The 24337-nt window shown below is 47.5% G+C and carries 18 protein-coding genes; 13 read left to right on the forward strand and 5 right to left on the reverse strand.

Features of this window, described 5'->3' with window-relative positions; genetic code table 11:
* Positions 1-23 precede the first annotated feature (23 nt).
* Both MY7_RS02370 and MY7_RS02375 read left to right on the forward strand, forming a co-directional pair.
* The gene (locus tag MY7_RS02370; RefSeq protein ID WP_007609863.1) at positions 24-1019 is read left to right on the forward strand and encodes a DUF3048 domain-containing protein; all 996 of its coding nucleotides are present in this window, start codon (positions 24-26) and stop codon (positions 1017-1019) included.
* 2 nt (positions 1020-1021) lie between these two features.
* A complete protein-coding gene (locus MY7_RS02375) occupies positions 1022-1333 on the forward strand; it encodes a YerC/YecD family TrpR-related protein (RefSeq protein WP_029326169.1) in 312 nt (103 codons plus the stop codon).
* Between the two features lie 35 nt (positions 1334-1368).
* Here MY7_RS02375 and MY7_RS02380 read toward each other — a convergent pair whose 3' ends face one another.
* The gene (locus MY7_RS02380) at positions 1369-2943 is read right to left on the reverse strand and encodes an FMN-binding glutamate synthase family protein (RefSeq protein ID WP_007609865.1); all 1575 of its coding nucleotides are present in this window, start codon (positions 2941-2943) and stop codon (positions 1369-1371) included.
* Positions 2944-3138: 195 nt separating this feature from the next.
* On the opposite strand from MY7_RS02380, the gene MY7_RS02390 reads away from it, so the two are divergent.
* The 5 genes from MY7_RS02390 (at position 3139) to MY7_RS02410 (ending at position 10580) form a co-directional block, all read left to right on the forward strand.
* Complete coding sequence (locus MY7_RS02390; protein WP_003155740.1) at positions 3139-3828, forward strand: heptaprenylglyceryl phosphate synthase; 690 nt, start codon at positions 3139-3141, stop codon at positions 3826-3828.
* 57 nt (positions 3829-3885) lie between these two features.
* Positions 3886-6105: a DNA helicase PcrA gene (pcrA, locus tag MY7_RS02395; protein WP_007609867.1), complete on the forward strand. Its 2220-nt coding sequence runs from the start codon at positions 3886-3888 to the stop codon at positions 6103-6105.
* 24 nt (positions 6106-6129) lie between these two features.
* Positions 6130-8136, forward strand: coding sequence for an NAD-dependent DNA ligase LigA (gene ligA / locus MY7_RS02400; protein WP_029326170.1), 2007 nt, complete (start codon positions 6130-6132; stop codon positions 8134-8136).
* Positions 8137-8151: 15 nt separating this feature from the next.
* Positions 8152-9348, forward strand: coding sequence for a CamS family sex pheromone protein (locus tag MY7_RS02405; RefSeq protein WP_007609871.1), 1197 nt, complete (start codon positions 8152-8154; stop codon positions 9346-9348).
* 236 nt (positions 9349-9584) lie between these two features.
* Positions 9585-10580, forward strand: a complete 996-nt coding sequence (locus tag MY7_RS02410) for a phosphotransferase enzyme family protein (RefSeq protein ID WP_007609873.1) — start codon at positions 9585-9587, stop codon at positions 10578-10580.
* Between the two features lie 37 nt (positions 10581-10617).
* Here the strand turns inward: MY7_RS02410 and MY7_RS02415 are convergent, their stop codons facing one another.
* Positions 10618-11310, reverse strand: coding sequence for an MgtC/SapB family protein (locus tag MY7_RS02415; protein WP_007609875.1), 693 nt, complete (start codon positions 11308-11310; stop codon positions 10618-10620).
* 120 nt (positions 11311-11430) lie between these two features.
* Entirely contained in the window at positions 11431-12909 is a 1479-nt protein-coding gene (gene putP / locus MY7_RS02420) for a sodium/proline symporter PutP (protein ID WP_007408914.1), read from the reverse strand.
* A 420-nt stretch (positions 12910-13329) separates the two neighbouring features.
* Between putP and gatC the strand changes: the two genes are divergently transcribed.
* The 3 genes from gatC to gatB are packed head-to-tail and all read left to right on the forward strand — an operon-like array spanning position 13330 to position 16536.
* The gene (gatC, locus tag MY7_RS02425) at positions 13330-13620 is read left to right on the forward strand and encodes an Asp-tRNA(Asn)/Glu-tRNA(Gln) amidotransferase subunit GatC (RefSeq protein ID WP_003155732.1); all 291 of its coding nucleotides are present in this window, start codon (positions 13330-13332) and stop codon (positions 13618-13620) included.
* Between the two features lie 14 nt (positions 13621-13634).
* Entirely contained in the window at positions 13635-15092 is a 1458-nt protein-coding gene (gene gatA / locus MY7_RS02430; RefSeq protein WP_007609878.1) for an Asp-tRNA(Asn)/Glu-tRNA(Gln) amidotransferase subunit GatA, read from the forward strand.
* Between the two features lie 13 nt (positions 15093-15105).
* Positions 15106-16536, forward strand: a complete 1431-nt coding sequence (gene gatB / locus MY7_RS02435; RefSeq protein ID WP_003155730.1) for an Asp-tRNA(Asn)/Glu-tRNA(Gln) amidotransferase subunit GatB — start codon at positions 15106-15108, stop codon at positions 16534-16536.
* A 61-nt stretch (positions 16537-16597) separates the two neighbouring features.
* Here gatB and MY7_RS02440 read toward each other — a convergent pair whose 3' ends face one another.
* Positions 16598-17446 (reverse strand): TetR/AcrR family transcriptional regulator, encoded by an 849-nt coding sequence (locus tag MY7_RS02440; RefSeq protein WP_007609880.1) that lies wholly within the window; start codon positions 17444-17446, stop codon positions 16598-16600.
* Positions 17447-17574: 128 nt separating this feature from the next.
* Between MY7_RS02440 and MY7_RS02445 the strand changes: the two genes are divergently transcribed.
* The 3 genes from MY7_RS02445 to rlmD all read left to right on the forward strand — a co-directional run bounded on the left by MY7_RS02445 (position 17575) and on the right by rlmD (position 23318).
* The gene (locus tag MY7_RS02445; protein WP_014417121.1) at positions 17575-20718 is read left to right on the forward strand and encodes an efflux RND transporter permease subunit; all 3144 of its coding nucleotides are present in this window, start codon (positions 17575-17577) and stop codon (positions 20716-20718) included.
* Positions 20719-20870: 152 nt separating this feature from the next.
* A complete protein-coding gene (locus tag MY7_RS02450) occupies positions 20871-21782 on the forward strand; it encodes a diacylglycerol kinase (RefSeq protein WP_007609891.1) in 912 nt (303 codons plus the stop codon).
* A gap of 147 nt (positions 21783-21929) precedes the next feature.
* The gene (gene rlmD, locus MY7_RS02455) at positions 21930-23318 is read left to right on the forward strand and encodes a 23S rRNA (uracil(1939)-C(5))-methyltransferase RlmD (RefSeq protein ID WP_007609897.1); all 1389 of its coding nucleotides are present in this window, start codon (positions 21930-21932) and stop codon (positions 23316-23318) included.
* A gap of 82 nt (positions 23319-23400) precedes the next feature.
* Here rlmD and MY7_RS02460 read toward each other — a convergent pair whose 3' ends face one another.
* Positions 23401-24003, reverse strand: coding sequence for a response regulator transcription factor (locus MY7_RS02460; RefSeq protein ID WP_029326171.1), 603 nt, complete (start codon positions 24001-24003; stop codon positions 23401-23403).
* Positions 24004-24337: the final 334 nt, after the last annotated feature.

A 24337-nucleotide genomic window follows, 5' to 3' on the forward strand; every position in this document is an offset into this window, starting at 1 on the left:
ATATAAAAGCAGGGAGCCGACATATGAAAAGATGGAAAGCCGTTTGTATGCTTTGTTTTGCGTTTTTGTTGCTTGCCGCCTGCCGGCAGAACAATGCCGATCAGGTGCAGCCGAAAGAAGCGGAAGCTCCTTTAACAGGGCTGAAAACTGAGCAGAAGCTTGCAGAACGCCGTCCGATTGCAGTTGCAGTGAACAATCATCCGAAGGCGAGGCCCCAATCCGGGCTGTCAAAGGCGGATGTTGTCATCGAAGCGCTCGCGGAGGGCCGGATTACGCGGTTTCTCGCGATTTTTCAAAGTGAGATGCCGGAAACGGTCGGGCCTGTGCGGAGCGCGAGGGAATATTTTGTCACGCTCAGCAGCGGGTTTAACAGCATATTTGTCCATCATGGCTGGAGTCCCGGCGCAAAAAAGCAGCTGGAGTCCGGAGCTTACGATTATATAAACGGTTTGGATTTTGACGGAAGCCTGTTTTGGAGAGCCGATTTCAGCAAGCCGCCCCACAATTCCTACACGTCGTATGACAATATCAGGAAGGCGGCGGAACAAAAAGGATACAAGCTGAACGGAAAAACAGAACCGCTCCCATTTCAGACATCAGATGCAAAACCAGGAAATGAAACCTACAATATTCGGATAGATTATGGAACACAAAACGTTACAAATCTTGTCGAATACGATTATGATAAAAAAGCTGATACTTATACAAGAAGCTCTGATGGTGTGAAAGCGACAGACCGGGAGACCGGAAAGCCTTTAGCCATGCACAACATTTTTATTGTTGAAGCCGGCCATCGCATGACAGACAAAGATGGAAGGCGGGCCATCGATATTCAGTCAGGGGGGAAGGGCCTCCTGCTTCAGCACGGCGATGTTATGGAGTCAGACTGGGAATATAAAGACGGCCGTATTCTGCCCGTAAAAGGCGGTGAGATTCTTCCGTTTGTGCCAGGAAAGACATGGATTAATATCGTGCCTGATCTCGATGCAGCTTCCATTAGTAAAGGAGAAGGTGTTTGACGATGCAAATCGATAAATTACGCGGAAAAGAACTGGACCAGTTATTTTTATCTATTTTATCGCTGAAAGATCTGGAGGAATGCTATCGTTTCTTTGATGATCTTTGTACGATTAATGAAATCCAATCGCTGGCGCAGCGTTTGGAAGTGGCAAGAATGCTCCGCGAAGGAAATACGTATCACAAAATTGAAAGCGAAACGGGTGCTTCCACAGCGACGATTTCCCGGGTGAAGAGATGCTTAAATTACGGTAACGACGCCTATGAAATGGCGCTTGACCGCGTAAACGAAGGAGAATCCTCCTCAGCTACGTAAAAAACCGCTCTGCCGATGACGGCAGGCGGTTTTTTTTATGCGTGCTGATTCAAAAGGCCGGGAAGTTCCCTCAGGGTTCCGTCTTCCTCCCGGTATACGATGTGTTCAGCTGAGAAATGAATCGGCGAGCTGATGCCCGCCGCCGCGGCGAGGTGAAACAGCCCTTCACGCAACGAGAGCACGTAGTTGCAGACGCGGTGCTGTTTATCCTCGATACTGAGCGCGCGTTGAAGTTTTGGATCGGTTGTCGCCACTCCGACAGGACAATGATTGGTGTGGCATACTTGAGCGCGGATACAGCCGACTGAAAACATCATTCCCCGGGCAATATTGACAAAATCCGCCCCTAACGCGAGGGCAACGGCAATCTTATCCGGAGTGAGCAGCTTTCCGGATGCGAATATTTTCAGCTTATCTCTTATCCCGTATGTCTTCAAAAGGCCGTCAACAAGGGGAAGGCCGGTCAGAATCGGCAGGCCGACGGAATCTGCCAGCTCATGGAAAGAAGCTCCCGTTCCCCCTTCACTGCCGTCAATCGTAATAAAGTCGGGAAGTTTGCCTGAGGAACTCATACAGGAAATAAGGTCTTCAAGGTCTTTGCGGCTTCCCGGGACAATTTTGATGCCGACCGGTTTTTCGCCGACAGTCCTTAATTTCTCAATGAAATCAAGCATGTCGGGAACATTTGAGAATTCGTTGAAGCGGTTTGGGCTGTCAATGGATTGACCGGGCTGTACATTTCTGATGGCGGCAATTTCTTCGGTCACCTTTGAACCGTCAATATGCCCGCCTCTTGCTTTCGCCCCTTGCGCAAGCTTTAATTCAAAGGCTTTAATCTGCTCGAGGCGGCTTTTTTTCTTAAACTCTTCCCACGAAAATTCTCCATCTTCAGTGCGGACGCCGAACAGCCCGGGGCCGATTTGGCAGATAATATCTGCGCCGCCTTTCAGGTGATACTCAGACAGGCCGCCTTCGCCTGTATTCATCCATGTGCCGCCGGCCTGGTGCAGCCCTTTTGACAGGGCGGTAATTGCCCGGTCGCCAAGTGAGCCGTAGCTCATCGCTGATTGTCCGATTAACCCTTTCACATAAAACGGCTTCTTGCATGTGTCGCGGCCGATCACTTGCACATCGTCCGGATGCAGGTAATAAGGGTCCGCCTTTGCTTTTTCGCGGTGTTCGCTGCGTTTCAGCAGGTTGTCTTTGTCAATTTTGTATACCATCGTGTCGATCTTCGGCGTCTGATCTGCGCGCAGCTCCTCCCTTTGTTTCGGGAAGAGGGCGTTACGGATATAATAGCCCGGCTGATCGAAATCCCGTTCTGAGCCGAAGCCCATCATTCTGCTTTTATACTTTCCCGACATGACCGTCTGTTCATATTCTCTCCGTGAAAACGGCTGTTCTTCGTTATCATTGCTGAATAAATACTGCCGCAGCTCAGGTCCGATTTTTTCAAATATATAGCGCAGTTTTCCCGCTACGGGATAATTGCGCAGCACTGAATGTTCTTCCTGCTTTTCGTCTCTTATGTATATCCAGAGAAACAATACGGCGGGAACTAAAATAATAAAAATCAATATACAAATCAGTACGATAATGGCTTGTTCCATTCAGATCAGACTCCTTGTCTTTTTTCTCTTTGACATTCCACATATTGTCTGTTTTCAAACATAGCCGTTTCCCGTCCGGCGGAGCGCAATCTTTTTTTGTGAATCAGGTGAATGACGTCTTTTTCCGTTTTTCCGGGCCAAACGAATTTGTTATAATGTTTAAATGGCAAGAAACGAATGGAGGAACGAAAACGCATGTACGATGTTAACGAGTGGAAGCATGTTTTTAAACTCGATCCGAATAAAGATTTACCGGATGAACAGCTGGAACGGCTTTGTGAATCAGGGACTGACGCCATTGTGATCGGAGGAAGCGACAATATCACCGAGGACAATGTGCTGAGACTGATGTCAAAGGTGCGGCGGTTTTTAGTGCCGTGCGTACTTGAGGTGTCGACGATTGATTCCATTGTGCCCGGGTTTGATCTTTATTTCATTCCGAGTGTGCTCAACAGCAAAAAGGCGGACTGGATTGTCGGCATGCATCATCAGGCGATGAAAGAATACGGAGAGCTCATGTCAATGGAGGAAATCGTGACGGAGGGCTACTGCATCGTCAACCCTGATTGTAAGGCGGCCGCTTTGACGGAGGCGGATACACATATAGAAACAGAAGATATTCTCGCCTATGCGCGGGTCGCGGAACATTTGCTTCATCTCCCGATTTTTTATCTGGAATACAGCGGGATGCTGGCGGACATAGAAACGGTGGAGAAAACGAAAGCTGTGCTGGACAAGTCCGTCCTGTTTTACGGAGGCGGCATTAAAGACGCGGAAACGGCGGAACGGTTCGGCCGTCATGCCGATGTCATCGTTGTCGGAAATGCCGTATATGAAGATTTTGATCAGGCGCTTAAAACGGTGGCGGCTGTAAAGACAAAGTAGCCAAGCGGACGAAATTGATTTATGATAGAACATATGTTTGATAGGCGGTGAACGGATATGAATTACATTAGCAATCAATTATTAAGCGGATTAAATCCCGTTCAGCAGGAAGCAGTCAAGACGACGGACGGTCCGCTGCTTCTGATGGCAGGCGCGGGAAGCGGAAAAACACGTGTGCTGACGCACAGAATCGCATACTTAATGGCGGAAAAACACGTGGCGCCATGGAACATTCTGGCGATTACATTTACAAATAAAGCCGCCAGAGAAATGAAGGAGCGGGTAGAGAGCATTCTCGGACCCGGCGCGGATGAAATCTGGATATCCACCTTCCACAGCATGTGCGTGCGGATTCTGCGCAGGGATATTGACAGAATCGGCATCAACCGAAATTTCTCCATTCTTGATACGGCCGATCAGCTTTCCGTTATTAAAGGGATTCTGAAAGAGCGGAATATCGACCCGAAAAAGTTTGATCCGAGAAGTATTTTAGGCTCCATCAGCAGCGCAAAAAACGAGCTGATCGAACCTGAGGAATTCGCAAAAACGGCCGGCGGCTACTACGATCAGGTCACGAGTGACGTGTATACCGATTATCAGAAAAAACTGCTGAAAAACCAATCGCTCGATTTTGATGATTTAATCATGACGACGATTAAGCTTTTCGAGCGTGTGCCGGAAGTGCTTGAGTTTTATCAGCGCAAATTCCAATACATTCACGTAGACGAGTATCAGGATACGAACAGGGCGCAATACCTGCTTGTGAAGCAGCTTGCGGCCCGTCTTGAAAATATCTGCGTCGTCGGTGACTCCGACCAGTCCATTTACAGATGGCGCGGGGCGGATATCGCGAATATCCTTTCCTTTGAAAAAGATTATCCGAGCGCAAACGTGATTCTGCTCGAGCAAAACTACCGCTCAACAAAGCGGATTCTGCAAGCGGCTAACGAAGTGATCAAAAACAACTCAAACCGCAAGCCGAAAAACCTGTGGACGGAAAATGACGAAGGCATCAAGCTTTCTTATTACAGCGGCGACAATGAATTCGGCGAAGGCCAATTCGTCGCGGGCAAAATTTATGAGCTGCACAGCTCGGGCCGGCGGAAGCTTTCCGATATCGCGATTTTATACCGGACAAACGCCCAGTCGCGCGTCATTGAGGAAACCCTTTTAAAATCCGGTCTGAACTACAATATCGTCGGCGGAACCAAGTTCTACGACAGGAAAGAAATTAAAGACATTCTCGCATACCTGCGCCTTGTGTCAAACCCGGACGACGACATCAGTTTTACGCGGATCGTCAATGTACCGAAGCGGGGCGTCGGCGCAACTTCACTAGAAAAAATCGCTTCATATGCGGCGATGAACGGAATGTCAATGTTCCAGGCGATCAAACAGGTTGATTTCATCGGCGTCAGCGCGAAAGCGGCAAACGCGCTTGACGGCTTTGGCGCGATGATTGAAAATCTGACGAACATGCAGGATTACCTGTCCATTACGGAACTCACTGAAGAAATTCTCGAGAAAACGGAATACAGAGAAATGCTGAAGGCCGAAAAATCAATCGAAGCCCAAAGCCGCCTTGAAAATATCGACGAGTTTCTTTCCGTGACGAAAAACTTCGAACAAAAAAGCGAAGACAAGTCTCTCGTCGCGTTTCTGACTGATTTGGCGCTGATTGCGGATATTGACCAGCTTGACCAGAAGGAAGAAGAATCAGGCGGAAAGGATGCTGTCACTTTAATGACACTGCACGCCGCTAAGGGGCTTGAATTTCCTGTCGTGTTCTTAATGGGCATGGAAGAAGGCGTGTTCCCGCACAGCCGCTCCCTGATGGAAGAAGCCGAGATGGAAGAAGAACGCAGGCTCGCATATGTAGGCATTACGAGGGCGGAAGAAGAACTGTATTTAACAAATGCCAAAATGCGCACCTTATTCGGCCGCACCAATATGAATCCGGAATCCCGCTTTATCAGGGAAATACCTGGCGATCTATTGGAGAACCTAAATGAGAAGAAAACACCTCGCATGCAGCCGGGAAGAAAAGTGCAGCCGAAACGCGGGCCCGTACCCCGTCCCGTTTCCTATGCGAACAAAACAGGCGGCGACTCGCTCAGCTGGGCGGTCGGCGATAAAGCGGGCCATAAAAAATGGGGCACCGGAACGGTTGTCAGCGTAAAAGGAGAAGGCGAAAGCACCGAGCTTGATATCGCATTCCCGAGCCCAGTCGGCGTGAAGCGTCTGCTTGCCGCTTTTGCGCCGATTGAAAAGCAGTAACCTGAAGAGGAAAGGAAGAACATGATGGACAAAGAAACAGCGAAACACCGGGCAGAAGAATTGCGCCGCACCATCGATCAGTACAGTTATGAATATTACACCTTAGATGAACCGAGCGTGCCGGATTCCGAGTACGACAGACTGATGCAGGAGCTGATTGCCATAGAGGAGGAGCACCCGGAGCTCAGAACGCCTGATTCGCCCACACAGCGGGTCGGGGGAGCGGTGCTTGAATCGTTTCAAAAGGTGCAGCACGGCACGCCGATGCTCAGTCTCGGCAACGCATTTAACGATGATGATCTCCGCGATTTTGACCGCCGCGTCCGTCAGGCTGTCGGTGACGGCGTCGCTTATAATGTGGAGCTGAAAATAGACGGTCTTGCTGTTTCTCTCCGTTATGAAGACGGCTATTTCGTCAGAGGCGCGACAAGAGGAGACGGAACGACGGGCGAAGATATCACGGAAAACTTAAAAACGATCCGCAACATTCCGCTGAAAATGAAACGGAATCTTTCCATAGAAGTGCGCGGAGAGGCGTACATGCCGAAACAGTCATTTGAAGCCCTCAATGAAGAAAGGCTGAAACATGAAGAGGAGCCGTTCGCCAATCCCCGGAACGCGGCTGCGGGCTCACTCAGACAGCTTGATCCGAAAATTGCAGCGAAACGAAATCTTGACATCTTCGTCTACAGTATAGCGGAGCTTGACGAAATGGGTGTGGAAACACAGAGTCAGGGCCTGGATTTTCTGGATGAGCTCGGTTTTAAAACAAACCAGGAACGGAAAAAATGCGCCACGATAGATGAAGTCATTGAAATGATCGAAGAGCTGCAGGCGAAGCGGGCCGATCTCCCGTATGAAATTGACGGAATCGTCATCAAAGTCGATTCGCTCGACCAGCAGGAAGAGCTCGGGTATACGGCAAAAAGCCCGCGCTGGGCGATTGCTTATAAATTCCCGGCGGAAGAGGTCGTGACAAAACTTCTCGATATCGAACTGAATGTCGGAAGAACGGGCGTGATTACGCCGACCGCCGTTCTGGAACCGGTAAAAGTCGCGGGAACGACGGTCTCAAGAGCATCCCTTCATAACGAAGATTTAATTAAAGAAAAGGATATCCGCATTCTCGATAAAGTGGTCGTCAAAAAAGCGGGCGACATCATCCCTGAGGTCGTCAATGTCTTAATCGAACAGCGGACCGGGGAAGAAAAAGAATTCAATATGCCGACCAGCTGCCCTGAGTGCGAAAGCGAACTAGTGCGCATCGAAGGAGAGGTCGCGCTGCGCTGCATCAATCCGGAATGTCCGGCGCAGATCAGAGAAGGCCTGATTCACTTTGTCTCACGCAACGCGATGAATATTGACGGACTCGGAGAACGTGTCATCACACAGCTTTTCCGTGAACATCTCGTCCGTAATGTCGCTGATTTGTATAAGCTGACGAAAGAGCAGGTCATCCGGCTTGAGCGGATGGGGGAAAAATCAACTGACAATCTGATCAGCTCCATCCAAAAGTCAAAAGAGAATTCGCTGGAACGCCTGCTGTTCGGTCTCGGCATCCGTTTCATCGGCTCAAAAGCGGCCAAAACACTCGCCATGCATTTTGAAAGCCTGGAAAATCTGAAACAAGCCACGGAAGAAGAGCTGCTTGCGGTAGATGAAATCGGCGAAAAGATGGCCGATGCCGTTGTCACCTATTTCCGCAAAGAAGAAATGCTTGAGCTTTTGAATGAACTTGAGGAACTCGGTGTGAACACACTCTACAAAGGCCCGAAAAAAGTAAAAGCGGAGGACAGCGACTCTTATTTTGCCGGCAAAACCATCGTGTTAACCGGAAAGCTTGAAGAGCTGTCCAGAAATGAAGCCAAGGCGCAGATTGAAGCGCTCGGCGGAAAGCTGACGGGATCTGTCAGCAAAAAAACAGACTTGCTGATTGCCGGAGAAGCGGCCGGAAGCAAGCTGACAAAAGCGCAGGAATTAAACATTGAAGTATGGAATGAAGCACAGCTATTGGGAGAGCTAAAGAAATAAGAGGAGTGTTTTCTATTGAAAAAGATGTTGGCATTGGCGGCGACGGCAACGGCGGCAGTACTCATGCTTTCGGCCTGTTCGCCGAGTTTCGGGGGGAACAAAGAGGAAGAGATCACGCAGAAAACGGCAAAGTCTTCTGAAAAAGCGATCATACCGAAATATAATATCTCTGATTCCTACTATAAAATGGTGCTTCCGTTTAAGGCCGGAAAAGCGCGCGGCCTGACCGCGGACCGGCTGAACACGAGGCTGGACATCGATGAATTCGAGACGGGTCTGATGCGGCTCGCTCAAGACACGTTCCCGACGGATGACTATTTGTATCAGGAAGGCCAGTATTTAGATGAGGACACGGTACTCAGCTGGCTTGACCGCAAAAAAGAGGGCAGTGATCTCAAAAAGGCGAAAAAGGCAGATGCCAATTTTCAGAATCTCGGCTTAAACCCTGTGCTGCCAAGCTCGGGATCGGCAAAAGAGAAAAATGAAAACAGCCCGATTTACTTAGCGTCCATGCTTGAGCAGGATTACTTAGTAAGAAAAGATAAAAATTCCATCCAGCTTGGCGGTGTCATGATCGGTCTCGCTCTCAACTCTGTATACTATTACCGCGAAAACACAGGTGATCCGCAGCAGGAAGTGGAGCTCAGTGACAAAACGATCCGCAGCCACGGTGAAGAAATCGCCCAGGAAGTCGTTAACCGCCTTCGGAAAATGGATAACCTGAAAAATGTGCCGATTACCGTCGCCCTTTATAAACAAGCGCCGAAAACATCAATCGTACCGGGGAATTACATTGCGAAAACAGAAGTCAAGGCCGGCTCATCCACCATTTCAAACTGGGATGATGTCAAAGAAAAGTACGTCTTCTATCCGGCGGATACAGACACGGCAAAGAAATACCCAGATGATTCCGAAGTATTTAAACGCTTCAAAAACGCCATCGACAGCTACTTCCCGAATTACACCGGAGTCGTCGGAACGGCAATGTACGAAAACGATGAAATGAGAAAAATGAAGATTGAAATCCCGATGCAATTTTACGGGAAAAGCGAAGTCATCGCCTTCACCCAATACTTAACAGGTGAGCTGATGGATTATTATTCAAAAGGCTCAGTTGATGTCGAAATTAACATTACCTCGTCTGACGGCCAGGAAGCGCTGATCGTCCGCAATGCGGGTGACAAAGAACCGACCGTCCATATTTACGATTAACCAAGATGCCCTTGTTCATTTCTGTATGAGCAAGGGTTTTTTATTGTGAATATCGTTGGAGAGAGGGATGAGGTATGTTAAGATATTTGTATAAATAGGAATTAACAGGAAAACGCATTTTATTTCTAAGCGGATGTTACTAATCTGCTGTGAAAAAAGAAGGGCAGGAATGTTGATGAATGACATTTGCTGAGTACACACACCGCCTACAAACGTTATGAAAAGGGTGAATCAGCATGCATAAAGATATTAAAGCGATTTTTGAGGAAGATAAGGTACTGGCTGAGGCCGGTGAAATATACGGCTTTACCAAGTTTCAATTTATTGCGGACGCAGAGAACTACGTATACGAAATTGTGAAAGATAACGAACCGTATATCTTAAAAATTACGCATACGATCAGAAGAACACCGGAATATATTCTCGGAGAAATGGAATGGCTTCATCATCTGGCAAAGGGAGGGCTTTCAGCAGCAAAGCCGATTCCTTCATTAAATGGCAGAGATGTCGAAGAAGTGCCGGATGGAAAAGGCGGAGCGTTTTTAGTAAGAGTCTATGAAAAAGCGCCCGGACGCAAAGTGGAGGAATCAGACTGGAACGGAACTCTGTTTTATGAGCTTGGAAAGTACACGGGGAACATGCACCGGCTGACAAAAAGCTACCGTCTGAGCGACCCGGCATATAAAAGGCAGGAATGGGATGAAGAGGAGCAGCTGAAGCTGAGAAAATACGTGCCCGCAGATCAGCATCTCGTATTTGAGCGGGCGGATGCTCTAATGGAAAAACTGCGCCGTTTGCCGAAGAATCCTGAAAACTACGGCCTTGTGCACGCCGATCTGCATCATGGCAATTTCAATTGGGACAACGGAAAAATCACTGCATTTGATTTTGATGATAGCGGCTACAATTGGTTTGTGAATGATATCAGTATTCTGCTGTACAACATGTTGTGGTATCCGGTCATCCCGTATGAAGACAAGGCCGCGTTTACGGGTGAGTTCATGACACACTTTATGAAAGGCTACAGGGAAGAAAATGACCTTGACCCCGCCTGGCTTGAACACATCCCGGATTTTCTCCGGCTGCGCCATATGCTGATCTACGGATTATTGCATCAGGCGTTTGACCTCAATTCACTCGGGGACGAGGAACTTGAGATGCTGAAAGCCTTCAGGCGCGATATCGAAAACGAAACCCCGATTACGGAGTATAACTTTTCTGCATTCGTATAAATAGAAAAACGCCGGCTGAATCCAGCCCGGCGTTTTTTTATAACGTATCACACTTCACTCCGACGACACCTTGAATTTCTTTAATATCATAATAGACGTCAGTGGTGTAGCGGTTTTTGTGAACACTGACTTTCACTTCCATAATCGGAAATTCTTTTTCGCGCAGATCATCAATCCGGACGGAGTGAATGCGGAGCCGTTTGCTTTTCATTTCTTTTAGAATCTCGGTCATTTTGTCTTTATCGGAAAGAGACATTCTCACGCGGATATCCTTTTCCTTCAAGCGGTTGGGACCGATTTTTCTGATCAGCCACGGAAGAAATTCGACACTGATCAGGATAAACAAGAGGCTTGCGAACGCCTCTTTATAAAAGCCGGCGCCTGTAGCCAGACCGAGCCCGGCTGCGCCCCAGATGATGGCCGATGTCGTCAGGCCGGATATGACGTCATTGCTTTTACGCAGGATCACGCCCGCGCCGATAAAACCGACGCCGGAAATGATTTGGGCGGGGAGGCGGAGCGGATCCATCATGATACGGTAATATTTTGGGAAATGATATGCCGCATTAATGCTGACGATCGTCAGCATACAGGAGCTGACGGCGATGACGATACAGGTTTTCAGTCCGAGCGGTTTGTTTTTCAGCTCGCGTTCAAGACCGATGATCATGCCGATCAGCGTGGCAATGCCCAGCTTTAATAAAATGTCTGGTTCGATAGGCCAGCTCAATTTGCACAGCACCTCCGCAATTTTTCTTATAATAAATTGATATGATTTTCTCACAGTATTTATAGCAGGACAAGTGCGGAAGAAAAAAGCCGTCAGGGATAAAATCTGACGGCTTTTTGTCTATTTCTTGTTTTTCAAAAGAGCTTCCATCCGGCTGAACAGCTGATAAGAAGCATCGGCCGGTTTTTTGGTCAGCAGGCTGACGGCAATACCGGCAATCAGACTGAGGAAGAACCCCGGAATGATTTCGTATACGCCGGTTGAAGCGGCAAGCCCTGTGGTGATCCAGATTAAAACGGCCGCGGCCCCGGTAATCATCGCCGCAAGCGCTCCCCATTCATTCATCCGTTTCCAGTACAGACTGAGCAAGAGCGCCGGGCCGATAGCCGAACCGAAGCCTGCCCACGCATATCCGACCAGATCAAGAATGGTGCTGTTCGGATTCATGGAAAGCAGGATGGCAATAACGGCCACGATCAATACCGACAGGCGTCCGGTCATGACCAATTCTTTATCGCTCGCTTCCCGTCTGAAAAAGGCACGGTATAAATCTTCCGTAATGGCGCTTGCCGTTACGAGAAGCTGTGAGGAAATGGAACTCATGATCGCCGCTAAAATCGCGGACAGCAAGAAGCCCGTAATCAGCGGATGGAACAAGATTTTAGAAAAAATAATGAAAATCGTTTCCGGATCTTTTACGGAGACTCCGAAGTGATGAGAATACGCAACCCCGATAATCCCGGTCAGCAATGAACCGACAACTGAAATAACCATCCAGCTCATCCCGATTCTGCGGGCGGGTTTTAAATCTTTCACTTCTTTAATCGCCATAAATCGTACGATGATATGAGGCTGGCCGTAATAGCCGAGTCCCCATGCCAAATAAGAAATAATGCTAATGACGCTCGCGCCTTTAAAGATATCCAATAGTTTCGGGTTAACGGCGTTGATCGAATCAATCGTCGTTGAAACGCTCCCGAGCTGGGTAAAAGCAACGATCGGCACAAGCACTAATGCCGCAAACATGATCGCTCCCTGCACAAAGTCAGTCAGACTGACAGCGAGGAAACCGCCAAACAGCGTGTAAAGCACAACAACACCGGCCGTTAAAAACAAACCGAATTTGTAGTCGGCGCCGAATGCCGATTCAAATAACCTGCCTCCGGATACCATCCCGGACGATGTGTACAGTGTGAAAAAGATCATAATAATCACGGCGGAAACAATTTTCAGCAATGATGACGAGTGGCGGAACCGTTTATCGAAAAAATCGGGAATCGTAATCGCATCATCCGCAACTTCCGTGTAAGCGCGCAGCCTCGGAGCAAGCAGCAGATAATTTGAATACGCGCCGATCGTCAAACCGAGCGCCAGCCATAAGGTCGATAACCCCGTTGCGAACATTGCGCCGGGAACTCCCATCAGCATCCATGCGCTCATATCGGCCGCACCTGCGGACAGCGCCGTTACGAACGGGCCGAGTCCTCTTCCGCCCAGCATGTAATCATTAATATTCGTTGTCTTCCTGAATGCGTACCAGCCGATTAACAGCATGGCAGCAAAGTAAATGCCAAGAGATATAATTAGTTCAATACTCACGTTTTTGGACCCTCTCTTCTTTCATGTAAATGTTGCATCACCTCTGTAGATTAGTAGTGCCGGAATATGCGCCGGCGATCCAGCCTTTAGTCATCATCCATGCGGATCGCATGATTTAGTGCTGGCTATGGTTACTAAACCTAACAAAGTATCCCCGATCAATCAACTCTCGAAACCTGGCCCGCTCAAGGAAAAAATCCCCGCCAACATAGAACAGCTTAGAGATGAAAACGCTACCAATAGATTATAAAAGTAAAAATTTTCTGACATATAATTCGTTTCTCTTTCTCCCCGATTTAGGATAAAATAGAGAGGGTTTCATCATGCCTCAGAAGGCGGCGTTTTGTTGCTTTAGAGGGCTCGTTTTTGATATGATCAGTATTATATGACGAAACGGAGAATTATGCGGAGGTGGATCTTATGTCACGAATTTCTATAGAAGAAGTAAAGCATGTCGCTCATTTGGCGAGACTCGCCATTACGGATGAAGAAGCTGAAATGTTCACAGAACAGCTTGACAGCATCATCTCGTTTGCCGAGGAGCTTAATGAAGTGGACACGGATAACGTGGAACCGACAACACACGTGCTGAAAATGAAAAACGTAATGAGAGAAGATGAAGCGGGTAAAGGCCTTCCGGTCGAGGATGTCATGAAAAATGCTCCCGATCATAAAGACGGCTATGTCCGTGTGCCATCTATTCTGGATTAAAGGAGGGAGACAGTATGTCATTATTTGATCACAAAATCACAGAACTGAAACAAATGATACATAAAAAAGAAATCAAGATTTCCGATCTTGTCGATGAATCTTACAAACGGATCGCATCCGTGGATGATAAGGTGCAGGCGTTTTTACAGCTTGATGAAGAAAGAGCCCGCGCTTACGCGAAAGAACTTGACGAAGCGGTTGACGGACGGTCTGAACACGGTCTTCTCTTCGGAATGCCGATCGGCGTCAAAGACAACATCGTGACCAAAGGGCTTCGCACAACATGCTCAAGCAAAATCCTCGAAAACTTCGATCCGATTTACGATGCGACGGTCGTGGAGCGCCTTCAAGCCGCTGAAGCCGTCACGATCGGAAAGCTGAATATGGATGAGTTCGCGATGGGTTCTTCTACTGAAAACTCCGCGTACAAAGCGACGAAAAACCCTTGGAATCTCGATACGGTTCCCGGCGGATCAAGCGGCGGTTCCGCAGCTGCGGTTGCCGCGGGCGAAGTGCCGTTTTCACTCGGATCTGATACGGGCGGCTCCATCCGCCAGCCGGCTTCTTTCTGCGGCGTCGTCGGATTAAAGCCTACATACGGACGCGTGTCACGTTACGGTTTGGTCGCTTTTGCGTCTTCATTAGACCAGATCGGACCGATCACAAGAAACGTAGAAGATAACGCATTCCTGCTTCAGGCGATTTCAGGCCCGGACAAAATGGACTCTACGAGCGCCAATGTCGAAGTGCCGGACTTTCTTTCTTCATTAACTGGCGATATTAAAGGCTTAAAAATCGCCGTACCGAAAGAATATCTCGGAGAAGGCGTCGGCAAAGAAGCGAAAGAATCGGTTTTAGCCGCTTTAAAAGTGCTTGAAGACCTCGGAGCGACATGGGAAGAAGTATCTCTGCCGCACAGCAAATACGCGCTTGCGACCTATTATCTGCTGTCTTCTTCCGAAGCGTCTGCAAACCTTGCGCGCTTTGACGGCATCCGCTACGGCTACCGCTCAGACAATGCGGACAACCTGATCGACCTTTATAAACAGACACGCTCTGAAGGATTCGGCAATGAAGTGAAGCGCCGCATCATGCTCGGCACCTTCGCGCTCAGCTCCGGCTACTATGACGCGTATTACAAAAAAGCGCAAAAAGTGCGCACGCTTATTAAGAAAGATTTTGAAGACGTATTTGAGAAATACGATGTCATCGTCGGACCGACAACGCCGACACCGGCATTCAAAATCGGCGAAAAAACCAGCGATCCGCTCACAATGTACGCCAACGATATTTTAACGATCCCTGTCAACCTCGCGGGTGTGCCGGGAATCAGCGTGCCGTGCGGATTTGCGGACGGACTGCCGCTCGGACTGCAAATCATCGGAAAACACTTCGATGAAGGCACTGTATACCGCGTCGCTCATGCTTTTGAGCAGGCAACAGATCATCATAAAGCGAAACCTGAACTGTAAGGGGTGAAATGAAGTGAACTTTGAAACGGTAATCGGACTTGAAGTCCATGTGGAATTAAAAACAAAATCTAAAATTTTCTCAAGCTCACCGACGCCATTCGGCGCTGAAGCGAATACCCAAACGAGCGTCATCGACCTCGGCTATCCCGGCGTGCTGCCCGTTTTGAACAAAGAAGCGGTCGAATTCGCGATGAAAGCCGCAATGGCTTTGAACTGTGAAATCGCAACGGATACGAAGTTTGACCGGAAAAACTATTTCTACCCGGACAACCCGAAGGCATATCAAATTTCTCAATTTGACAAGCCGATCGGCGAAAACGGCTGGATCGAAATCGAAGTCGGCGGAAAAACGAAAAAAATCGGCATTACCCGTCTTCACCTTGAAGAAGATGCGGGAAAACTGACGCATACGGGCGACGGCTATTCCCTCGTTGACTTCAACCGCCAGGGCACGCCGCTTGTCGAGATTGTATCTGAGCCGGATATCCGCACACCGGAGGAAGCTTACGCATATCTCGAAAAGCTGAAATCAATTATCCAATACACAGGCGTTTCCGACTGTAAAATGGAAGAAGGTTCACTGCGCTGTGACGCCAACATTTCCCTCCGTCCGATCGGCCAGGAGAAATTCGGCACAAAAACGGAGCTGAAAAACCTGAACTCTTTCGCGTTCGTGCAAAAAGGACTTGAGCATGAAGAAAAACGCCAAGAGCAGGTGCTTCTGTCAGGCGGAGTCATTCAGCAGGAGACGCGCCGCTATGATGAAGCGACGAAAAAAACCATTTTGATGCGTGTCAAAGAAGGTTCTGACGACTATCGTTATTTCCCTGAGCCTGACCTTGTCGAGCTCTACATTGATGACGAATGGAAAGAACGCGTAAGAGCAACCATTCCTGAGCTTCCGGACGAGCGCCGCAAGCGTTATATCGAAGAGCTCGGTCTGCCTGCTTATGACGCAATGGTTCTGACGCTGACGAAAGAAATGGCTGATTTCTTCGAAGAAACGGTCAATAAAGGCGCAGAAGCCAAGCAGGCATCAAACTGGCTGATGGGTGAAGTCTCAGCTTACCTGAACGCCGAACAAAAAGAGCTTGAGGATGTCGCGCTGACTCCTGAAGGCCTTGCCGGCATGATTAAGCTGATTGAAAAAGGAACCATCTCGTCCAAAATCGCGAAGAAAGTCTTTAAAGAATTAATTGAAAAAGGCGGCGACGCAGAAAAAATCGTCAAAGAAAAAGGCCTCGTGCAGATTTCTGACGAAAGCGTGCTTCTGAAGCTGGTAACAGATGCGCTTGACAGCAACCCGCAGTCAATTGAAGACTTCAAAAACGGAAAAGACCGCGCGATCGGCTTCCTTGTCGGGCAGATTATGAAAGCTTCAAAAGGACAGGCCAACCCGCCGATGGTCAACAAGATCTTACTTGAAGAAATCAAAAAACGATAAAAAAAGCAGCCGCCTCTAAGGGCGCTGCTGACTCGGAGACCGGTAAGCGCCGGTCTCTTTTTTATAAGCTGAAATAGGTTTCAATGGAAGCCCGCAGCGTTTCAATCTGTTCATTTCCGCTGCCTGCCAAGTTGGACAGCATTCCTTTAATAATCGGTTTTCGCGGCTCTTCCTTTGCGCATTCCTCTTCAATGACTTCAAGCGATACGAGGACGTCCTCAGGCAGCCCCTGCTGTGCTTTTATCTTTTGAATATCCGCAAGCAGTCTTTCTCTGTCCGCCGCGGGCTGAGTGAAGATATCCTCAGGCAGCAGCGGATCGGGGTTGTCTTTTATCAGTCCCGTAATCAGATCATCGATTCTGGCAATCAGAAAGGCCGCCACGTTTTCCGTCCGGAATGCCGTATGTTCATTAAAAATCAAGAAATGAATATAGGAGCTTACAATTCCTTGCGCCATAACGGACGCATCCGCTAAAAACGGTGTGACGGCATCTCCGTAAACGGAGAGCAACGCATCCCGATACAGCATGTTAAATTGAATATTGGCCTCATGAAAATACTGTTTGACCTTTTGATTTTCAGGAATGACCTTTTCGCTCAGCAAGAGAATGATAAAGTCCTTGTGCTCCATAAATTCCTGGAATTGATAAGCGATTTGTTTTCGGAATACGTCCTTAGGCGGTTTATGCTGATGTTCTGTTTTGATTTTCTTTATTTCTTCCATAGACATGCCGATGTAATACTCACATGCTGACAGCAAAAGGTCTTCTTTTGATTTGAAATGGAGATAGAAGGCTCCTTTTGAAATTCCGCATTCACCGGCGATTTCCTGAATGGTTGTTGAAGAAAACCCTTTTTTGGCAAATAAATGGATGCCTGTTTTTATGATTTTCTCTTTTTTTTCGTTCATGACGTGCTTCCCCTTAATCCTGAAAAATTTAGAAAAATTTACTGCCTTATTAGTTGACGATGTTGAGTTATACCGTTTAGTATTATATAGAATGACCAGTCAGTCAATAAAAATTAACGGAGGACATGATGAACCACATTATTAACTTTGTACTGAAGAACAAATTCGCAGTTTGGCTGATGACGATTATCGTTACTGTAGCAGGGCTGTATGCCGGTATGAATATGAAGCAGGAATCCATACCGGACGTCAACATGCCTTACCTTTCAGTAAATACGACTTATCCCGGAGCTGCTCCAAGTCAAGTTGCGGATGACGTGACAAAACCGATCGAGCAGGCGGTCCAGAATTTAGAAGGAGTGAGCGTCGTAACGTCCACATCCTCTGAAAACGTCTCATCGGTTATGATTGAATATGATTACAGCAAGGATATGGACAAGGCGAAAACCGAAGTCGCTGAAGCGCTGGACAGTGTCAGCCTTCCTGACGACGCGAAAAAACCTGACATTTCCCGTTACAGCCTCAACTCTTTCCCGATTTTGACGCTCAGTGTGACAAGCGGCAAAAGCTCGCTTGAAGATCTGACCAAAAATGTGGAAAACACTCTCGTTCCTAAGCTTGAAGGCATTCAGGGCGTTGCGTCTGTGCAAGTTTCCGGACAGCAGGAAGAGCAGGTGGAATTCTCTTTCAAAGACAAAAAAATGAAAGAGTACGGACTTGATGAAGATACCGTCAAGAAAGTGATCCAAGGCTCTGACGTCAATACGCCGCTTGGATTGTACACATTCGGCAACAAAGAAAAATCAGTTGTCGTTAACGGAAATATTACGTCAATTAAAGATCTGAAAGATATGAGAATTCCGGTCACATCTTCTTCTGCCGCTCAAGGTCAAGCGGGCGGAGCCGGTGCGGCATCTGCGGCGGACGCTCAGGCTATGCAGCAGGCACAGCAAAGCGCGGCAGCAGGGGTGCCGACAGTCAAGCTTTCTGACATTGCCGACATTAAAGATGTGAAAAAAGCTGAATCCATTTCCCGCACGAACGGAAAGGACAGCATCGGAATTAATATCGTAAAAGCCAATGACGCCAACACGGTAGAAGTGGCCGATGCGATTAAAGATGAACTGAATCAATACAAAAAAGACCATAAAGGGTTCAAGTACAGCTCGACTCTTGATATGGCAGAGCCGATTACAGAGTCGGTGGATACGATGTTAAGCAAAGCGATTTTCGGCGCGATTTTTGCGGTCGTGATCATTCTCTTATTCTTAAGAGATATTAAATCAACGATGATTTCTATCATTTCCATCCCGCTGTCACTGCTGATTGCGCTTCTTGTGCTGAATCAGCTTGATGTCACATTAAACATAATGACGCTCGGTGCGATGACGGTCGCCATCGGACGGGTAGTCGACGACTCGATTGTCGTGATCGAAAACATTTACCGCCGTATGAGGCTGAAAGATGAACCTTTACGCGGGAAGCAATTGGTGCGTGAAGCGACGAAAGAAATGTTTAAACCGATCATGTCATCAACGATCGTAACCATTGCCGTATTCCTGCCGCTTGCCATGGTCGGCGGACAGATCGGCGAACTGTTTATGCCGTTTGCATTAACAATCGTCTTCGCGCTTGCCGCATCGCTGTTGATTTCGATCACACTGGTGCCGATGCTTGCGCACAGCTTATTCAAAAAATCGCTCACAGGCGCGCCTGTTAAAGCGAAAGAGCATAAGCCGGGCAGATTGGCCAATTTCTATAAAAAAGTGCTGAATTGGTCATTAAGACATAAATGGATTACATCTATCATCGCGGTTCTGATGCTTGTCGGCAGTTTGTTCCTCGTACCTCTGATCGGCGCGAGCTACCTGCCTGCGCAAGCGGACAAAACGATGCAGCTCACATACACGCCTGAACCGGGCGAAACGAAAAGCGAAGCTGAAAAAGCTGCGCAAAAAGCGGAAGACATGCTGCTTAAACGCAAACATGTCGATACCGTTCAGTATTCTTTAGGTTCGCAAAGTCCGCTCGGCGGAAGCTCAAACGGCGCATTGTTCTACGTGAAATACGAGGATGACACGCCTGATTTTGACAAAGAAAAAGACAATGTCTTAAAAGAAATCAAAAAAACATCCAGCCGCGGCGAATGGAAATCCCAAAATTTCAGCTCGTCAGGCAACAACAACGAATTAACGTACTATGTGTACGGAGATTCAGAGTCTGATATTAAAGGCACGGTCAAAGACATCGAAGGCATCATGAAAAAGCAGAAGGATCTGAAAGACATCAACTCAGGCCTTTCCAGCACATATGATGAGTACACGTTCACCGCTGACCAGGAGAAACTCAGCAAGCAGGGCCTGACGGCTTCGCAAATCTCCCAAGCCCTGATGTCCCAAACGTCACAGTCTCCTTTGACAACGGTGAAAAAGGACGGCAAAGAGCTTGACGTCAACATCAAAACAGAAAAAGACCAGTATAAGAGTGTAAAAGAATTAGAGGATAAAACCATCACATCGCCTGCAGGCCAAGAAGTAAAAATCGGCGATGTGGCGAAAGTGAAAAACGGCACGACATCCGATACCATTTCCAAACGCGACGGCAAAGTGTACGCTGACGTAACGGCAACCGTCACTTCTGACAACGTCACGAAGGTGTCATCAGCCGTTCAAAAGAAAGTTGACAAACTGGATAAGCCGGACAATGTATCCATTGATACCGGCGGTGTATCAGCGGATATTGCTGATTCCTTTACGAAACTCGGCTTAGCGATGCTTGCCGCAATCGCCATCGTATACCTCGTTCTTGTGATCACGTTCGGCGGAGCATTAGCGCCGTTTGCGATTCTGTTCTCGCTTCCGTTTACAGTCATCGGCGCATTAGCCGGCCTGTATGTATCCGGAGAGACGATCAGTCTGAATGCCATGATCGGTATGCTGATGCTGATCGGAATCGTCGTCACAAACGCGATTGTCTTAATTGACCGCGTCATCCATAAAGAAGCGGAAGGCTTATCGACGAGAGAAGCGCTCCTGGAGGCGGGTTCTACGAGATTGCGTCCGATTCTGATGACGGCGATCGCGACAATCGGTGCCCTGCTTCCATTGGCATTGGGCTTCGAAGGCGGCAGCCAGGTCATTTCTAAAGGACTCGGTGTCACCGTTATCGGCGGTTTAATCAGTTCGACTCTGCTTACCCTTCTGATTGTGCCGATCGTATATGAAGTATTGGCGAAATTCCGTAAGAAAAAACCTGGAACGGAAGAAGAGTAAGACAGCGGGCCTTGGCTCCTTAAACGGAGCCAGGGCCTTTTTTCTTCTGGCAATTCCTGTACATATTGTTGCGATTTTCTCAAGTCATAGTATAATTAAAGGTTGTTAGTGTTAATAATGGATCGGATACTCTTAAGTAGGATGATGAGATAATGAAACGTGCACGCATAATATACAATCCGACTTCAGGACGGGAGCTTTTTAAGAAAAATCTTGCCCAGGTCCTGCAAAAATTTGAACAAGCCGGTTATGAAACCTCCACCCATGCCACCACATGCGCGGGGGATGCCACCCACGCCGCAACAGAAGCCGCTTTGCGGGAGTTTGACCTGATTATCGCTGCCGGCGGAGACGGAACGATTAATGAAGTCGTCAACGGCCTTGCGCCGTTAGACAAACGCCCGACACTCGGCATCATTCCGGTCGGCACGACAAATGATTTCGCCAGAGCGCTGGGCATTCCGAGAGAGAATATACTGAATGCCGCTGATACCGTCATTAACGGCGTGGCCCGCCCGATCGACATCGGACAGGTGAACGGTCAGTACTTTATCAACATCGCCGGCGGAGGCCGTCTGACGGAGCTGACGTATGATGTGCCAAGCAAACTGAAAACGATGCTCGGCCAGCTTGCTTATTATTTAAAGGGAATGGAAATGCTGCCTTCACTTCGACCGACAGAAGTCGAGATTGAATATGACGGCAAGCTGTTTCAAGGCGAAATTATGCTGTTTTTAGTGACGCTGACCAACTCGGTCGGCGGATTCGAGAAGCTGGCCCCTGATTCCAGCCTGAATGACGGCATGTTTGATTTAATTATTTTGAAAAAAGCCAATCTCGCGGAGTTTATCAGAGTCGCGAGCATGGCGCTCAGAGGCGATCATATTAACGATCAGCACATTATTTACACAAAAGCGAACCGTGTGAAAGTCAATGTATCAGAAAAGATGCAGCTGAACCTGGACGGCGAATACGGCGGCATGCTGCCGGGTGAATTCGTGAATTTGTACCGGCATATTCACGTCATCATGCCGAAGGAGAAAGCGGAACAGCTGGATGATTAATACGCGGACAAAATCCTAAAACAGTATTCGTTTTAGGATTTTGTCATCTTTTCAGCGTGATCGGAAACCTTTGAAGGCTGACATTGAATTTGAAGGTTTGCCAGCACGCTGAAACAAGGCTATTGGTAAAACTAGAGGTGATTATAGATGAAAATGAAACCCCCGATAGAAAAAAATGAATACTATGATGTGATATTTGAGGATTTGACGCACGAAGGAGCGGGCGTCGCAAAGGTTCAGGGCTTCCCGATCTTCGTGCCGAACGCCCTGCCTGAGGAAAAAGCGCAAATCAAAGTGACACGCGTCAAAAAAGGCTTCGCTTTCGGCCGCTTAATCGAGCTGAAGGAAGTAAGCCCGCACAGAACGGATGCCCCGTGCCCGATCTACAAACAATGCGGCGGCTGCCAGCTTCAGCACATGACCTATGAAGGCCAGCTTTTGTTTAAACAGAAACAAGTCAAAGACATCTTAGAACGGATCGGCAAGCTGGACCTCTCAAAAGTCACCGTGCACCCGACGCTCGGCATGGAAGATCCGTGGAACTACAGAAACAAAGCGCAGGTGCCGGTAGGAGAAAGAGAAGGCGGACTCGTCGCCGGATTCTATCAGCAAAGAAGCCATGACATCATCGACATGAGCGCCTGTCTGATCCAGCAATCCAAAAATGACGAAGCCGTCCAAGCCGTCAAAGACATCTGCGCAGCATACGGTGTCAAAGCTTACAACGAAGAACGCCACAAAGGCTGGCTCCGTCACATTACGGTCAGATACGGCGTCGTCACAGGCGAAATGATGATCGTCTTCATCACAAGAACAAACGACTTTCCGCACAAAGCGAAGATCATCGAAGACATTACGGCGCAATTCCCACATGTGAAATCCATCGTGCAGAACATCAACCCAAACAAAACAAACGTGATCTTTGGGAACGAAACAAACGTCATCTGGGGCGAAGAATACATCTACGACCTCATCGGAGACGTCAAATTCGCCATCTCCGCCAGATCGTTCTATCAGGTCAACCCGGAACAGACAAAAGTGCTCTACGACAAAGCGCTTGAGTACGCGGAGCTGCAAGAGGAAGAAACCGTCATCGACGCCTACTGCGGCATCGGGACGATTTCTCTATTTCTGGCGAAGCAGGCGAAAAAAGTGTACGGCGTCGAAATCGTGCCGGAAGCCATCGAGGATGCAAAACGCAACGCTGAGCTGAATGGCATCAAAAACGCAGAATTCGCCGTCGGAGAAGCGGAAACAGTCATTCCGAAATGGTACGAAGAAGGCATCACGGCCGACACCCTCGTCGTCGACCCGCCAAGAAAAGGCTGCGACGAAGCCCTCCTGCGGACAATCATCGACATGAAACCGAAGCGGGTGGTGTACGTGTCCTGCAATCCAGGAACGCTTGCAAGAGACCTGCGGGTGCTTGAGGATGGCGGATATCAGACGCTAGAAGTGCAGCCGGTGGATATGTTCCCGCATACGAATCATGTGGAGTGTGTGGCTGTGCTTTATTCTAAGGGTGCAGTTCATTAACTGTTACTAAGAAGAAGGAGTAAAGATAATAAATATCTTTACTCCTCTCATTTAAGAAAGTTGGTATTTTTTAATCCTGAAGTTATACATGTAGCAGCCCTCGTTTAATTCCGTTCACAACTGCTCCAACTCTTGAGTTGGCGTCCATTTTTTGAATAATAGAAGAAATATGACGTTCTACAGTTCGTTTACTTAACTTTAATGCAGAACTGATTTCCATATTTGTTTTATCCTCTGCTATCAACTTCAGTACCTCCAGTTCCTTATGAGTAAGGCGATCAACAGAAAGGTTTACAGCATGTTGAGGAAATACATGGTTTCCTGCAAAAGTTTGTTTGACTGCAGTTATTAGTTCATTAATTGAATTTTCTTTCCTTACATAAGCAGCCGCTCCGGCATTGTATGCTGCATATATATATTCATCATACTCATAACCGGATAATATTACAATTTTTAACTCCGGAAATGTTTTCTTAATGTTTCTTGTCAAGGAGATTCCGTTAAAAGATTTCATCCTAATATCAATAATTAGAATATTGGGACGATGGTGGTCAATTTCATCATATATCTCTGCAGGATTTGATAAAGTGCTAACTACTTCAACGACTCTGTCGTGTTCTAGCAATTGTTTAATACCTTGTACCATCATCATATGATCATCTAACAGCAATACTTTGATTTTCAACTGATTTACTCCATTCATTGGAAAAGTAGTTGTAACAATAATATGTTAAAACGTTTTTCTCTTTGGTTATAATTTAAAACAGAAAAGGATCGAATATAAGATATCTGCTTTGGGCTTTAGTCATTTCTAAAATGATTTAGATACTGATCATTGGGAAGAAGGTTTATAAACTTTTTAAATAGATATATGTCTATAATATGGTCATTATGGAAATTATATCATTTCCCTTGTTTTTAATCTAGATAAAAGTATAATATACTACCCCTTTTTTGTTACATATTTCTTAATAATTCATATTTTTAATTACTCAAATTTCCTAAATTGATAATCGCCT

The sequence above is a fragment of the Bacillus sp. 5B6 genome (assembly GCF_000259405.1).
GTDB classification, from domain to species: Bacteria; Bacillota; Bacilli; order Bacillales; family Bacillaceae; genus Bacillus; species Bacillus velezensis.

Excerpts from the sequence above, each read along its gene's own strand:
- MY7_RS02410 (WP_007609873.1), top strand. The coding sequence starts at position 9,585 with ATGCATAAAGATATTAAAGCGATTTTTGAGGAAGATAAGGTACTGGCT.
- MY7_RS02390 (WP_003155740.1), top strand. The coding sequence starts at position 3,139 with ATGTACGATGTTAACGAGTGGAAGCATGTTTTTAAACTCGATCCGAAT.
- rlmD (WP_007609897.1), top strand. The coding sequence starts at position 21,930 with ATGAAAATGAAACCCCCGATAGAAAAAAATGAATACTATGATGTGATA.
- MY7_RS02380 (WP_007609865.1), bottom strand. The coding sequence starts at position 2,943 with ATGGAACAAGCCATTATCGTACTGATTTGTATATTGATTTTTATTATT.
- MY7_RS02375 (WP_029326169.1), top strand. The coding sequence starts at position 1,022 with ATGCAAATCGATAAATTACGCGGAAAAGAACTGGACCAGTTATTTTTA.
- pcrA (WP_007609867.1), top strand. The coding sequence starts at position 3,886 with ATGAATTACATTAGCAATCAATTATTAAGCGGATTAAATCCCGTTCAG.
- MY7_RS02440 (WP_007609880.1), bottom strand. The coding sequence starts at position 17,446 with ATGAACGAAAAAAAAGAGAAAATCATAAAAACAGGCATCCATTTATTT.
- MY7_RS02450 (WP_007609891.1), top strand. The coding sequence starts at position 20,871 with ATGAAACGTGCACGCATAATATACAATCCGACTTCAGGACGGGAGCTT.
- gatC (WP_003155732.1), top strand. The coding sequence starts at position 13,330 with ATGTCACGAATTTCTATAGAAGAAGTAAAGCATGTCGCTCATTTGGCG.
- MY7_RS02445 (WP_014417121.1), top strand. The coding sequence starts at position 17,575 with ATGAACCACATTATTAACTTTGTACTGAAGAACAAATTCGCAGTTTGG.
- gatA (WP_007609878.1), top strand. The coding sequence starts at position 13,635 with ATGTCATTATTTGATCACAAAATCACAGAACTGAAACAAATGATACAT.
- ligA (WP_029326170.1), top strand. The coding sequence starts at position 6,130 with ATGGACAAAGAAACAGCGAAACACCGGGCAGAAGAATTGCGCCGCACC.
- MY7_RS02370 (WP_007609863.1), top strand. The coding sequence starts at position 24 with ATGAAAAGATGGAAAGCCGTTTGTATGCTTTGTTTTGCGTTTTTGTTG.